This window comes from Bradyrhizobium sp. RDI18 (assembly GCF_043203335.1).
Classification (GTDB): Bacteria; Pseudomonadota; Alphaproteobacteria; order Rhizobiales; family Xanthobacteraceae; genus Bradyrhizobium; species Bradyrhizobium retamae.
Genome location: NZ_JBICRN010000008.1, coordinates 2,940,445 through 2,954,047 on the forward strand (window position 1 = coordinate 2,940,445; position 13,603 = coordinate 2,954,047).

Sequence of the window (13,603 nt, forward strand, 5' to 3'; positions counted from 1 at the left end):
CTTGCGCCATTCTGCCTCTGTCATGTTGGCCCGCAGAGCGACCCTTGCGGGCGCGCTTGCATGCCTCGCATCGCTCTGTGCCCTCGCAGCCGAGCCCAAGCCGGACTTTTCCATCAAGACCAAATGGGTCGAGGCCGGCGTCACTCTCGACGCGACGATCAAGGCCGATCCGGCGCTGGCGGCGAACTGCCTGGCGGAGGGAAAAGCGTGGGCGCAGAAGAACCGCGCCGATGCCGACAAGGAACGCAAGCAGGATCCGGACCTGTTCCGCAACGCGTGGTCGTATGAACGGAAATACGAGACGCGCTCGGTGGTCGATGGCCGCTACGTCAGCATCATCAGGGCCGATTACGAGTATACTGGCGGCGCGCACCCCAACAGCTCGTCCGACACGATCCTGTGGGACAAGTCAGCGGGCAAGCGCATCAGCATCCGTCCGTTCTTCACCGAAACGGCTGACAACGGCCCGACGATGAAAGCGATGCGGCAAGGCGTCATTGCCTCTCTCACGGCCGAGAAAAAGAAACGCGGCGCGGACGGCACGGACGCCAGCGCCATCGAGGGCATCGAACCAAAGCTTCTCAAGATCGGCCCCGTCGCGCTGGCGCCATCGACCGAGGAAGGCAAGAGCTCCGGCCTGAACTTTTACTACGCACCTTACGCGGTCGGCTCCTATGCCGAAGGCGAGTATGTCGCCTTCGTGCCCTGGGAGACGTTGAAGCCATATCTCACGCCGGAGGGCGCCAGAATTTTCGGTGGCGCGGGACCGAAGGAAGACGAAGACCGGCCGCATTGACGGCGGATCAAGCAGCGAGCCGGCCGAGCGACCGTTTGAGCGAATGCGTCCAATCCGGAATCCATGACTCGAACAGCGTCCGCCAGCGATCGGCATCCTGCGGTGCGGTGTCGAGTTGCACGAACCATTCGATGAAGGTCCGGTTGCCCTCGACGACCGGAAGCAGATGCATCGTTCCCTCATAGCGCGTCGGCGCCGGCGCATCCGATAACAGATCGGGCGGAAACGGCAGCGGCTCGATGCCGGCATAAGTCAGCAAGTGCCCCTCATCGGAGTGGCCGGCGAGTCGCTGCCTGATCCAGTTGCCGAGATAGCAGAAGCGCCTGACCGCGCCGACTTCGTCGCCGCCCTTGTCATCCTCGATCACGCTCTCACTGACCCCTTCGATATAGGCTGGATAATTGTTGAAATCGCGGATCAGGGCCCACACGGTTTCCAGGGGATGGTCCAGCACGGTGCTGTAATAGGCTGTTGTCATGGCTCTCTCTTCGCAAGCGATCACGGCTCGATGACTGGGCCGCACATGGATACCTATTTTGGATGGCCCGATCGCCGCCACCCGATTTCCGGATGTGGCGAGATGCCACCCGGCGGCGATCCCCATCATTCGCCAACGCCTTGCGACCCCAACGCAAAGCCGCCTAGAATGCCTCATCACAAGAGCGCCCGGCATCACGGACGCCGCAGGGAGGACCATCAATGTCCAAAAAGATCACGCGCCGCGCCTTCGCGGCTTCATCCGCTGCTGCCGCGGCTGTCGCAGGCTTTGGTTTCAAGCCGGCTTTGGCGCAGGCCTATCCGGCCCGGCCGGTGACCGTGATCGTGCCCTGGGGTGCCGGCGGCGGCACCGACGCGACCGCGCGCATTGTCGCGGCACTGTTGGAAAAGGATCTCGGCCAGCCATTCAACGTCGTCAACCGCACCGGCGGCTCCGGCGTGGTCGGCCATTCCGCGATCGCGACCGCACAGCCCGACGGCTACACCATCGGCATGCTGACGGTGGAAATCTCGATGATGCACTGGCAGGGGCTCACCGAACTGGCGCCCAAGAGCTACACGCCGCTGGCGCTGATGAACGAGGATCCGCCCGGCATCCAGGTCAGTTCCACCTCGCCCTACAAGACCGTGAAGGAACTGGCGGATGCGATCAAGGCCGCCCCCGCCGGCAAGTTCAAGGCCTCCGGCACTGGCCAGGGCGGCATTTGGCACCTCGCACTGGTCGGCTGGATGCAGGCGATGGGACTTGCCCCCAATCACGTGGCCTGGGTGCCGTCGAACGGCGCCGCGCCCGCGATGCAGGATCTGGCTGCCGGCGGTCTCGACCTCACAACCTGCTCGGTGCCGGAAGCCCGCGCGATCATCGAGGCCGGCAAGGCGCGCAGCCTCGCCGTCATGGCTACGGCCCGTAATCCCGCATTCCCGGACGTCCCGACGCTGAAGGAGGCGATGGGCATCGACTATTCGACCGGCGCCTGGCGCGGCATTGCCGGCCCCAAGGGCCTGCCAGCCGACGTCGCGACGAAACTCACCGCGTCGCTGAAGAAGGTCTACGACTCCAAGGAGTTCAAGGACTTCATGAGCAATCGCGGCTTTGGAACGGTGTGGGGCGATGCGGCCCAATTCGCCGCATTCATGGAGAAAGGCGACGCCCAGATGGGCGTGGCGATGAAGGCCGCCGGTCTCTCCAAGGCCTGATCTTGATCGGCTGACGTCGCCCGATATCCGCGGAGCCAGTTCATGCGTCTACCCGATCGCGTCACGGGATTGTTTCTCGTTGGCCTCGGCGCGGCTGCCGCCTATGGCGGCTGGCAGTTGCCGCCGGTGCCCGGCCAGCCAGTCGGGCCCAACGTCTTTCCGCTGGTAATCGGAACGGGCTTGGCGCTTTGCGGGCTCGCGATTGCATTCGGGATCGGCCGTAGCTTCGAGGAAGAAGAACATCTTATTCCGGTCGAGGGCGGCCAACCGACTCCCCCGAGCGGAAAGCTCTATGGCCTGCGCGCTTTGCTCCCGCCGGCGCTATTGCTGTTCTACGTGGCGATCGCCGACCGGCTCGGCTTCATTCTCACGGCGGCGATGATCGTCTACGTGACCTCGACCGCGCTCGGCGCCCGCTGGAAGGTTGCACTGCCGCTCGCGCTGCTGGCGCCGATCGGCATCCACCTGATTTTCTCAAAATTGCTGCGCGTGCCGCTGCCGCCCGGCGTTTTGCCGATGCCCTGGTGATCGATGCTCAACACCCTGACGCAAGCCTTCGCGCTCATCACCACCTGGGAAGTCATCGTCGCGATGCTCGCGGCATCGGTCTATGGCCTCGTCATCGGATCGCTGCCCGGGCTATCAGCGACGATGGCGACCGCGTTGCTGGTCCCCGTCACCTTCTATCTGTCACCGATCGCCGCGATCGCCACCATCGTCGCCGCATCCACGATGGCGATCTTCGCCGGTGACATCCCCGGCGCGCTGCTGCGGATTCCCGGCACGCCCGCCTCGGCGGCTTACGCCGACGAAGCCTATGCAATGACGCGCAAGGGCGAAGCTGAACTTGCGCTCGGCGCCGGCGTCTGGTTCTCCGCCGTCGGCGGCATCGCCGGCACGCTGTCGCTGATGATCCTCGCGCCGCCGCTGGCCGAAATCGCGCTGTCGTTCTCGACGTTCGAATATTTCTGGCTCGCTTTCCTCGGCCTGATGTGCGCCACGCTGGTCGCGCGGTCTTCCCCGGTGAAGGCGATCGCCAGCATGTTCATCGGTTTGCTCGTCGCCTGCATCGGTATCGAAAACCCCGGCGGCGTGCCGCGCTTCACGTTTGGGATGACCAATCTCTTCGGCGGCATCGAACCGATCCCGGCGCTGGTCGGCGTATTCGCGGTGGCGCAGGTCATGCGGGCAATGCTGACACCGGAGCCGCCACCGATCCCGCGGCGTAAATTTGGAAGCATCATGGCGGGCCAATGGAAGCTCACCAAGAAGTACAACTGGCAGATGACGCGCGGGAACATCATCGGCATCATCATCGGCGTGCTGCCGGGCGCCGGCGCCGACATGGCAGCCTGGGTCAGCTACGCCATGTCCAAGCGCTTTTCGAAGGAGCCGGAGAAATTCGGAACCGGCCACGTCGAGGGCCTGGTCGAGGCCGGCGCCAGCAACAACGCCAGCATCGCCTCAGGCTGGGTGCCTTCGCTGCTGTTCGGCATTCCCGGCGACACCATCGCGGCCATCGCGATCGGCGTTCTCTACATGAAGGGCCTCAATCCCGGCCCGACGCTGTTCACCGAAAAAGCGTCGAGCATGTATGCGATCTACCTCATGTTCATCATCGCCAACATCATCATGATCCCGCTCGGCATCATCATGATCCGGCTCGCAAGCCTCGTGCTGCGCGCGCCGCGCTCAACGGTGATGCCGGTGATCATGCTGTGCTGCGCCGTCGGCTCGTTCGCCATCGGCAACAACATATTCGGCGTCGTTATCGTCGCAACCTTTGGCGTCATCGGCTATGTCATGGAAGAAAACGGCTATCCGGTCGCTGCGATGGTGCTCGGCATCGTCATGGGCACTATGATCGAGCAGAGTTTTGTGACCTCGCTGATCAAGTCTGACGGCAGCGTGTTGCCGTTCTTCGAGCGGCCGATCGCCGCGATCCTCGCCACCATGGCCATCGGCGCGCTGATCTGGCCGGTGCTGGTCTGGGTATGGCGGAAGCTCAAACGCGCTCCCGTCCCCGCCACGTCGGCGCATTGAAGGACTGCGCAGGGCCCCCTCGCCTGCATGGCGCGGGCGTTGTAAACGAAGCCATGACCCTGCCGAAGAATCCTTCCCCCGATGTCGGGAAACTCGCCAAAGAACTCCGCGCTGGCCAACGCGCGGCGCTGGCGCGCGCGATAACCCTGATCGAAAGCAGGCGTTCCGATCATCAGGCAGCGGCGCGTGATCTGGTGCAGAACCTATTGCCGGACACCGGCAAGGCGGTCCGCGTCGGTATCACCGGTTCGCCTGGGGTCGGCAAATCCACCACCATCGATGCGCTTGGCATGTTCCTGATCGAGCGCGGCCACAAGGTTGCCGTGCTGGCGGTTGACCCCTCCTCGGCGCGCACTGGCGGTTCGATCCTCGGCGACAAGACACGGATGGCGCGGTTGGCCAATTCTGAAGCCGCCTTCGTCCGGCCCTCGCCCGCGGCTGGTACGCTCGGCGGCGTCGCCGCAAAAACCCGCGAGGCAATGCTGCTCTGCGAGGCGGCCGGCTTCGACGTGGTGCTGGTCGAGACCGTCGGTATCGGCCAGTCCGAAACCGCAGTCTGCGACATGACCGATTTCTTTCTCGCCCTGATGCTGCCCGGCGCCGGCGACGAATTGCAGGGCATCAAGAAGGGGCTGGTGGAACTCGCCGACATGATCGCGATCAACAAGGCCGACGGTGATAACGTCAAGCGCGCCAATCTGGCGGCGTCCGAGTATCGCAGCGCGTTGCATATTCTCAGTCCCCGCTCGGAGCATTGGCATCCACCCGTCGTGACCTATTCGGCGCTGACCGGTATCGGCATGGACACGCTGTGGCAGAAGATTTTGGATCACCGCACCGCCATGAACGCCTCGGGCGAGTTCGCGGGCCGGCGGCGCGAGCAGCAGGTGAAATGGATGTGGTCGATGCTGGAGCAGCGGATGATGGCGCGGCTCCGCTCGGATGCCGCGATCCGCGCCAAGGTAAAGAAGACCGAGGCCGAGGTCGCCGACGGCCGCATCACGCCAGCGGTCGCCGCCGAGCAGATCGCGGAGTGGCTGCGGTGAGCGACAAGCTTCGCATTCTCATCACCGGCTTCGGTCCGTTCCCCGGCGCGCCCTACAACCCGACGCAAACGCTGGTGGCGCGGCTGACGCGGCTGCGTCGTCCGGCCTTCACGGACGTCGAACTATCCAGCCACATCTTTCCCGTGACCTACCAGGCGGTCGACTGCGAATTGCCGCTGGCATTGAAGAAGCACCAGCCGCACGCGCTATTGATGTTCGGCCTCGCTGGCCGCACCAAGTTTGTGCGTATCGAGACCCGCGCCCGCAATGCCGTCACCATGCTCTGGCCCGACGCGGCGCAAACCCGCGCGCGCAAGGGTTCGATCGCCGACGGCGCCGATGCGCAAAGGTTCGGCCCGCACACGGCCAAACTACTGCATGCGGCCAAGACCACTGGCCTCGATGCCCGCGCCTCGCGCGACGCCGGAAGCTATCTCTGCAATTACCTGAGCTGGCGCGCGGTTGAGGCCGTCAATGCCGACAACGGCCCCCGCCTCGCCGCCTTCATTCACATCCCGCCGCTGGCGCGCAGCGGCGCGGTCAGACGCAAAGGTTCTCCGCGCATCACGCTGGAAGAGCTGGTCGATGCCGGCGAAGCGATGCTCATGGAAATGGTGCGGCTGGCGCGGAGAGCTGCTTAACTCCGTCGTCGTCCCTGCGAACGCAGTGACCCATAACCACCGCTGCCAGTCGTGAGAAAAGCCGTCTGCTCTCGTGCCCTTTCCAAGGGCCGCGGCGTATGGGTCCCTGCGTTCGCAGGGACGACGAGAATGGATTATCGCACCCTACATTAACCCTACCCCTAACAATCGCCACTTCCCGTCTCCGTGTTCACCATGCCTAGCCGCCCTTCGCGATACCTATGAAACGCGAATGCCACGACCTGCATCGCGCTAGGGCCATTCACCATGGACATGAACCGCCGCCATCTCATTGGAGCGTCCGCCGCCGGTGCAGCCGGTGCGCTGGCGATGTCGCCTGACGCTGCGCGCGCAGCGCCCCTCACCTCCACGCTCGGCCGCGACGTCACGCAGTATGGCGTCCGCCCCGGCAGCCCCGACGATCAGACCGTGAAACTGCAGCGCGCGATCGACGAGGCGGCACGCGCGCAGGTGCCGCTGGCGCTGCCACCGGGGATCTATCGCACCGGCATGCTGCGCCTTTCGAACGGCACGCAACTGGTCGGCGTCCGCGGCGCGACCAAGCTGGTGTTCACCGGCGGCGCCTCGATGCTGCAGAGCGAAGGCGCCAGCAGCGTCGGTCTGACGGGCATCACCTTCGACGGCGGTCGCATTCCGCTGCCGACGCGCCGCGGCTTGGTGCACTGCCTTGGCGGTCGCGACGTCCGGATCGCCGACTGCGAAATATCAGGCAGCGGCGGCAACGGCATCTGGCTCGAACAGGTCTCGGGCGACATTTCCGGTAACATCTTCACGAAAATCGCGACCACCGCCGTCGTATCCTTCGACGCGCTCGGCCTGATCGTTTCGCGCAACACCATCACCGATACCAATGACAACGGCATCGAAATCCTGCGCACCGCGATTGGCGACGACGGCACCCTCGTCCTCGACAACCGCATCGAGGACATCAAGGCTGGCCCCGGCGGCTCCGGGCAGCATGGCAACGCCATCAACGCCTTCCGCGCCGGCAATGTGATCGTGCGCGGCAACCGCATCAGGAATTGCGACTACTCCGCGGTGCGCGGCAATTCGGCGTCGAATATTCACATCACGGACAACAGCGTCAGCAATGTCCGCGAGGTCGCGCTCTATTCGGAATTTGCGTTCGAAGGCGCTGTGATCGCCAACAACACGGTGGATGGCGCCGCCGTCGGCGTCTCCGTGTGCAATTTCAACGAGAGCGGACGGATTGCCGTCGTGCAGGGCAACATCATCCGCAATCTCTTGCCGAAGCGGCCGATCGGCACCGCGCCCGACGACGACGCCGGGATCGGCATCTATGTCGAGGCGGACTCCACAGTCACAGGCAATGTGATCGAGAACGCGCCGTCGTTCGGCATCATCGCCGGCTGGGGCAAATATCTCCGCGACGTCGCGATATCAGGCAACGTGATCCGCAACGCCTTCGTCGGCATCGGCGTGTCGGTGTTGCCGGGCGCCGGCACGGCGCTGGTTAACAACAACATGATCTCGGAAACCCCGCGCGGCGCCGTGGTCGGGCTCGATCACGCCCGCACGATTACGACCGATCTGTCAGCCGAAGGCGCGCAGCGTTACGCGCAGGTCATGGTCGGAGGCAACGCGGTGCGGCGGTAGTTCGCCCTTCTCGCCCGCCTACAGCGCGTTGCGCAACGCCGGATATCGTTCCTTCATCGCGTCGAAATCGATCGCCGGGAATGGCATTTCCTCCAGCGCCAGTACATCCGGCACGGGCGGCGCCTCTTCCGCAGCGACAAGCTGGCTTTCCACCGCGACCAGAACATCAGCGGGAACGTCGCGCGGCGGCGTGGCCGCGATCGGCGGCGGCGCGGCGACAATCGGTGGCGACTGCAGTTCCGGCTGAAGCTGCACAACCGGCGGGCGATAGCCCTCGTCGCGCGGCAGCGGCGTCAGCAGCAGCGGCGTCGTTCGACGGCGGCCAAGCCAGGCCATGTCGATCTGAGTGTTGTCGAGCGCGGCCTCCCGGCTCAACAGGTCACGCCAGGTTTCGACGGCGGCCTTGGCTTCCTGGATGTTTTCGAGAAATTCGCGTTCGGTGTGATAGCGGCGCCAGCGCCCGGTCTCGAACAGTTCAGTGAGGTATTCCAACCGTTGCTCGGCAAGGCTGCACCAGCGCGCAACGATGTTGCGGCCACGTGCCACGTCTGCAGGATGTGCCATAAATCAGCCTGTAAGGGAGAGACCGACGCAGACGCAACCGGAGACGAATCAGTTTGATGTGATGGGTATATTCTGTGGAAAACTTTTTCGTTGTCCAGTGCGTGAAGCCACGGGAGTACGCAGCAATCGAAGAAACCCGCACAAATACGGGTTAATCCGCTCTATTCGCAGTCAAGCCGCACAGCAGCATGGTCGCGCGCCTCGATCATTTCATTTGGGAATGATGCACGGGGAAATTGCGCATCGTGCAGATGAGTCGAAAAACTTGCAGTTGCAAGCCGTCACGGTGCCGCACGAAACGCAGCTTCGTCCAAAAACCTGAGCTGAAAATGAAAGACCCGTCCGGGGGACAACCGGACGGGTCAAGCTATATGGGCGCTTGGGGTGGATGGGCGCTCGCGCCGAATACAGCCTATGGGGAGGGAATACCGCTCCCACGTAGATAAGTCGCGACACCCTCCCAGGACGTTCAAAACGCCGGACGATTTTTTAACCTTAGGTTCGGGGACGGTCGCGGGACAATCGCTGCGTAGCAGGGCTATTTTGCAGCGTTTGCGGCCGATTTTTCCGATGCAATCGACGGCGAGGGATCATTCAGCGCCCGGCTCACGGAAGTGTTATCCTTAGACGGGTCAACCGCTGGCGTTTTTTCTGCCGCCGGCTTGCCGGAAACTGAGGCAAGCGGAACCGCCGATGCGGCGGCCGCGGCCGTGACGGCAGCAAAGGCATCGGCCCCACCTGCCCCAAACTGATCGTCGCGGCCGGGAGTGCCGAGATCGCGGGCGGTCCTGGTCAGAATTGCGCGAACATCGCCCGGCTTCAACGAAGGATTGCGCTCCATCATCAGCGCCGCGACGCCGCTGATATAGGCGGCGGAGAACGAGGTGCCCGACGTGATCTGGTATTTTTCATCGGGCGCCGGCAGGAAGATGTCCGCGCCCGGTGCTGCAACCGCGATGTGGTTGCCCCGGTTCGATGCCGCAAACAGTCTTTCCTGCGAGATCCGTGCCACTCACCGCGATGACATTGGGATTGGCGGCCGGATAAAGCGGCGGCGATTTCGCACCGGCGTTTCCGGCCGCAGCCACCATCAGGATGCCACGGGCCGCCGTCGCGGCGATGCCTCGCTCGATCAGCGGATCCTTCGGACCGGCAAAGCTCATGTTGATGATCTGCGCGCCGTGCTCGGCCGCGTAGTCCAATCCCCGGAGGATTACATAGGACGTGCTCTCCGCGCCCTTCGATCCTGCGCCGAACGCGCGGATCGCGATCAACCTCGCCTCCGGTGCGCTACCCATCAGCTTGGCATGCGCCACGATCGCGCCGGCAATGCCCGTGCCATGGACATGCGGACCTTCCTTGCTTCCGAGCGCATCGAAGCTGTCGGCAATCGAATTGGCGAGTTCGGGATGCTTGGCGTCGACGCCTGAATCGATCACCGCAACGGTGACGTTCATGCCGCGGACGAGCGCGTGCGCCTGCGGCAGCCGAAGCTGGGCGACGGCGTACTGCGCGGCATCGCCCGCGGTCGAAGCCTTCTTCTGATCCTGCAGGAAGTAGCGGAAATTGAGCTGCACCGAACGCACGCTGGCGTCGGCCGCGAGTTCGCGGCGCACGGTGTCCACCGGCCGGTTATTGACGATGCGGAACAGACCGATGGTGCCACCGAGCAGCGGGAAGTTCTGCGACGCGATGCGCTCCAGGCCGTGACGCCGCGCCAGTTCGTCGGCTTCGGCGGTGGATAACGCGCCGTCGATTTCGGCGACGAGTTCGTTCTTGACCGCGCGCAGATTGACCGCTGCCTGTGCGTTGTTGTTGCCCGATCCGCCCTTGCCCTTCTTGGCGGAGGTACCGTTGCCGCCGCCGGCCGACATCACCGGACGATCGAAGCACTCGCCGTCGGGACCGCGAAGCGCATATCCGCAAGCTGGATAGAGGTTGGGCGAAAACCGCGCATGGGGAAGCGTCGATCGCACACCGGCCACCGGACGGACTCGCAGGGTCGAACTCATGGTGCCGATCCGGGACGGCGGCGTCCGTGCGACGGTATCGGCGCGCACGGCCGGCCGCGCCGCGACAGTCGGACTGATCCGCGGCGTTACCGTCGGACTGATGGTGGGCATCCGCGAGCCAACGTTCAGACCGGGGGTGCGCATGATGCTTTGCGCATGCACCGCCGAGGGTCCGAAAGCGATTAGCGGCAACAGCGCGGCCGACAACACCCATGCCGCACGCTGGGTCCTTGTCCACCAACTCACGCCATCATGAACCATGGGACCTCAGCTTGCCCGGCCCGCGCCAGGCGGCCTTATGGCGTTGCCACCGCTAGGCTGACGATTTTCTCGCGTTGCAGCCTGCTCAGCAGGCCAGCAACTTCGTCCTTGCTCATCGCCTTGTTACCGAACTGCAGCCGGAACATGCCGCCCTTGGCGCCGTCGATCGAGGCCTGGTAGTTGTCGAGCAGCGCCGTGATGTCGGCGATGCGCGCTTCAGGCGCGAACCGCACCAGCGCGCGCGGCGGCGCGAGGCTGCCTCCGAGATCGCGCGTAATCGGCGCCGATGACCGCTCGTTCAGGCTCAGCGACGCCGTCTCGAACAACGCGGTCTGGCTTTTCATCAGTACGGCGCCGATCACGCCGGCCTGCAGCACGAGCGCCACGGCGCCAAGGCTCGCCGACCAGGCGAGCGTACGCGGCGACAGGCTTGCGAAAAATTCCGACACCCGCGTGGACAGGCTCACCGAGCGCGAGGGCTCACGCACAGGCTCCGCGTCGATTGCGGCAAACAGCTTCTGCATGGAGCGCGTGGACGGTGCACCCAGGCTCTCGTTGAGGCTGATCGTCTCGGCGTATTCTTCGCGTATGACGGCATACTGCCGGGCAAGCTCGGGATCCCCGGCAAGCGCTTCCTCGACGCGGCGTGCATCGCGCACGCTCAGGGTGCCGGCCGCGTGGAAGGGCAACAGCATCTCGATTTCGCTGGGCTCGTGATCCAGCATTTTCTTGCTCGCTGCCATCATGGCCAACCTCGCTCTATGCCTGCTGCTTTGAGCAACTCGGCCAATTTCTTGCGCGCATAAAACAGGCGCGTCTTGACGGTGTTCTCCGGGATACCGACGATTTCGGCCACCTCTTCCACGGACTTCTCGTGGTAGTAGATGAGATCGACGATCTCCCGATGCTCTGCCGAAAGTGCCGTCAGGCACTTGCGCAGCGCTTCACCCGTATCCTTCTTCTGCACCACCACTTCCGGATCGTCGGACGTATCCTCGATCGCGTTCGCGGTTTCCTCGTCCAGCCCAACATCCTTGCGGCGCCTAAGTGCCGAAAGAGCCTTGAACCGCGTAATCGCCAAGAGCCAGGTGGTAACGGCGGATCGGCCTTCGAATTTGCCAGCCTGACGCCACACATCGAGAAAAACCTCGCTGATGAGGTCTTCCGCGACCCGTTCGTCCCTTACGAGCCGAAGCCCGAAACGGAACACCCTGACATGGTGCCTTCCGTAAAGCACCTGCATGGCGAGCCGGTCGCCTTGAGCGATCCGAGCGATCAGAATTTCGTCTGAAGCCGCCTGTGTCGCGCTCAATGGCCGTCTCGCAAGGTTGGTCTGACGGGGGTGGCCGGCGGTTCGATGTGAAGAGTGAGATTCTTCACATTACGGCAATGCCCGGATTGCATGTGTGATCTACCCCACAGATGGCCATTGCCAGGCCATTTTGCCGCCAGAAAGGAGCTAAACCCCAGAATTGGTACCATATTACGGAAACACTTTCCTGAAACGCGAGCCCCAACCTTAGCAAGGCTTCGCCGGCAGGGCAGCATCCGCGTGATGCCCCAGGGTCCCCGCACGGGCAGGTTCCGCACTATCGGAATTCGGCAGATTTCCGTTGCGAAATCAGTGCAATGGCAGGGTTTTAACGGAGCCGATCGACCGCAAAAGATACCAAACCTAAAGGCTTTATTCCCTAAAGTTTCGTCCGGCATCACCAACAGCGGCGGGACATGAGCAGCGCGGCATCATTGCTTCAGGAGCAAGGCTCCCACAATGCGACCGCGCGCGACACCCGCCTGCCGCTGGAAGTATTGAAGCGCCGGGCCGGCCAGCGCCGCCAGATGCTGGCCGTGCAAGGCGTCAGCTATTTGCTCATCACCTCGGTCCTGCTGGTCTATTGCTACGCCGGCACCGTCCCGATCATCATTCCGTCGACCTATTTCCTATCCGGCATCGGATTGGTGTCGGTCTTTGTCGTGTTGTCGGAAGCCCACTTCAACGACCGGTTCGAGGACCATTATCTCACGATCTTCCAGGTCGCCGGCCACGTCGCGCTTCAGCTCTGTTTTCTGCTGGCCGCGCCACAGATCGGATTTGCCTTCCTGAGCGTCGTATTCCTGATCTTTGGATTCGGCGCGCTGCGAATGACGTCCCGGCAGGCGATCATCACCTGGACCCTCACCATCGTCGGCCTGGCGCCGATCTTCCTGTTTGCCAGCACTCCGATCGGCCTGCCGATTACCACCCAGACCGAACGCGTCGCGGCCATGCTTTCCTTTGTCCTCACGATCGGACAATGCGCCTTCGTGGGGCTGTACGGCAGCACCATGCGCAAGATGCTCTACGACCGCAGCTTCGAACTGAAGGCGGCATATAAGCGGATCGAGGAGCTTGCCGAACTCGACGAACTGACCGGGTCGTCCAACCGCCGCAGCATCATGCGGATGCTGGAGGAGGAGATTGCCCGCGCGAGCCGCGGCGGATCGCCCTGCTCGATCGCGCTGATCGACCTCGACTGGTTCAAGCGCATCAACGACGCCTACGGTCACCCGACCGGCGACGAGGTGCTGCGGACATTCTCGATCACCATGTTTGCCAACATCCGCAGCATCGACCGGTTCGGCCGATATGGCGGCGAGGAATTCCTGCTGGTGCTGCCCGACATGGACGTCGACCAAGCCATGCACGCGCTCGACCGGTTGCGCGCCATTATTGCCGATCTCGACTGGAGCGCATTCTCGCCCGGCATGAAGGTGACGATGTCGGCAGGCGTTGCAACGCTGAACCCGAACGAAACATCAGACACATTTCTCGCGCGCGCCGATAGCGCGCTTTATGCAGCCAAGGCGCAGGGACGTAACCGGATTACCAGCGCCTGATCCGACATATTTCAGCTCCGGCGGCGAAGA

12 protein-coding genes and 1 pseudogene are annotated in these 13,603 nt (G+C 63.7%); 8 read left to right on the forward strand and 5 right to left on the reverse strand.

Going from position 1 to position 13,603, the window contains the following annotated elements; all coding sequences use genetic code 11:
* The first annotated feature begins 22 nt into the window (after positions 1-22).
* Positions 23-796 (forward strand): PdaC/SigV domain-containing protein, encoded by a 774-nt coding sequence (locus ACFXS9_RS23355; RefSeq protein ID WP_392692396.1) that lies wholly within the window; start codon positions 23-25, stop codon positions 794-796.
* Between the two features lie 7 nt (positions 797-803).
* On the opposite strand, the gene ACFXS9_RS23360 is transcribed toward ACFXS9_RS23355, so the two are convergent.
* Positions 804-1,274 (reverse strand): SRPBCC family protein, encoded by a 471-nt coding sequence (locus ACFXS9_RS23360; protein WP_392692399.1) that lies wholly within the window; start codon positions 1,272-1,274, stop codon positions 804-806.
* 221 nt (positions 1,275-1,495) lie between these two features.
* On the opposite strand from ACFXS9_RS23360, the gene ACFXS9_RS23365 reads away from it, so the two are divergent.
* The 6 genes from ACFXS9_RS23365 (at position 1,496) to ACFXS9_RS23390 (ending at position 7,859) form a co-directional block, all read left to right on the forward strand.
* Positions 1,496-2,491 (forward strand): tripartite tricarboxylate transporter substrate binding protein, encoded by a 996-nt coding sequence (locus tag ACFXS9_RS23365; protein ID WP_392692402.1) that lies wholly within the window; start codon positions 1,496-1,498, stop codon positions 2,489-2,491.
* A gap of 42 nt (positions 2,492-2,533) precedes the next feature.
* A complete protein-coding gene (locus tag ACFXS9_RS23370) occupies positions 2,534-3,019 on the forward strand; it encodes a tripartite tricarboxylate transporter TctB family protein (protein ID WP_334418541.1) in 486 nt (161 codons plus the stop codon).
* A 3-nt stretch (positions 3,020-3,022) separates the two neighbouring features.
* Entirely contained in the window at positions 3,023-4,534 is a 1,512-nt protein-coding gene (locus tag ACFXS9_RS23375; protein ID WP_392692407.1) for a tripartite tricarboxylate transporter permease, read from the forward strand.
* Between the two features lie 53 nt (positions 4,535-4,587).
* A complete protein-coding gene (gene meaB, locus ACFXS9_RS23380) occupies positions 4,588-5,580 on the forward strand; it encodes a methylmalonyl Co-A mutase-associated GTPase MeaB (RefSeq protein WP_392692409.1) in 993 nt (330 codons plus the stop codon).
* Entirely contained in the window at positions 5,577-6,221 is a 645-nt protein-coding gene (locus tag ACFXS9_RS23385) for a pyroglutamyl-peptidase I (RefSeq protein ID WP_392692411.1), read from the forward strand. Before meaB ends, ACFXS9_RS23385 begins: the two co-directional genes overlap by 4 nt.
* Positions 6,222-6,488: 267 nt before the next feature.
* The gene (locus tag ACFXS9_RS23390; protein ID WP_392692413.1) at positions 6,489-7,859 is read left to right on the forward strand and encodes a TIGR03808 family TAT-translocated repetitive protein; all 1,371 of its coding nucleotides are present in this window, start codon (positions 6,489-6,491) and stop codon (positions 7,857-7,859) included.
* A gap of 18 nt (positions 7,860-7,877) precedes the next feature.
* Here ACFXS9_RS23390 and ACFXS9_RS23395 read toward each other — a convergent pair whose 3' ends face one another.
* The 4 genes and pseudogenes from ACFXS9_RS23395 to ACFXS9_RS23410 all read right to left on the reverse strand — a co-directional run bounded on the left by ACFXS9_RS23395 (position 7,878) and on the right by ACFXS9_RS23410 (position 12,008).
* On the reverse strand, positions 7,878-8,423 hold the full coding sequence (locus tag ACFXS9_RS23395) for a TIGR03809 family protein (protein WP_392692415.1): 546 nt from the start codon (positions 8,421-8,423) through the stop codon (positions 7,878-7,880).
* 538 nt (positions 8,424-8,961) lie between these two features.
* Positions 8,962-10,696, reverse strand: a pseudogene (locus ACFXS9_RS23400) (S8 family serine peptidase).
* Positions 10,697-10,731: 35 nt separating this feature from the next.
* On the reverse strand, positions 10,732-11,442 hold the full coding sequence (locus ACFXS9_RS23405) for a hypothetical protein (protein ID WP_392692418.1): 711 nt from the start codon (positions 11,440-11,442) through the stop codon (positions 10,732-10,734).
* Positions 11,439-12,008, reverse strand: a complete 570-nt coding sequence (locus tag ACFXS9_RS23410) for a sigma-70 family RNA polymerase sigma factor (protein WP_392692420.1) — start codon at positions 12,006-12,008, stop codon at positions 11,439-11,441. The genes ACFXS9_RS23405 and ACFXS9_RS23410 overlap by 4 nt, the downstream gene beginning before the upstream one ends.
* Before the next feature lie 416 nt (positions 12,009-12,424).
* On the opposite strand from ACFXS9_RS23410, the gene ACFXS9_RS23415 reads away from it, so the two are divergent.
* Positions 12,425-13,573 (forward strand): GGDEF domain-containing protein, encoded by a 1,149-nt coding sequence (locus ACFXS9_RS23415; protein WP_392692422.1) that lies wholly within the window; start codon positions 12,425-12,427, stop codon positions 13,571-13,573.
* Positions 13,574-13,603 lie beyond the last annotated feature (30 nt).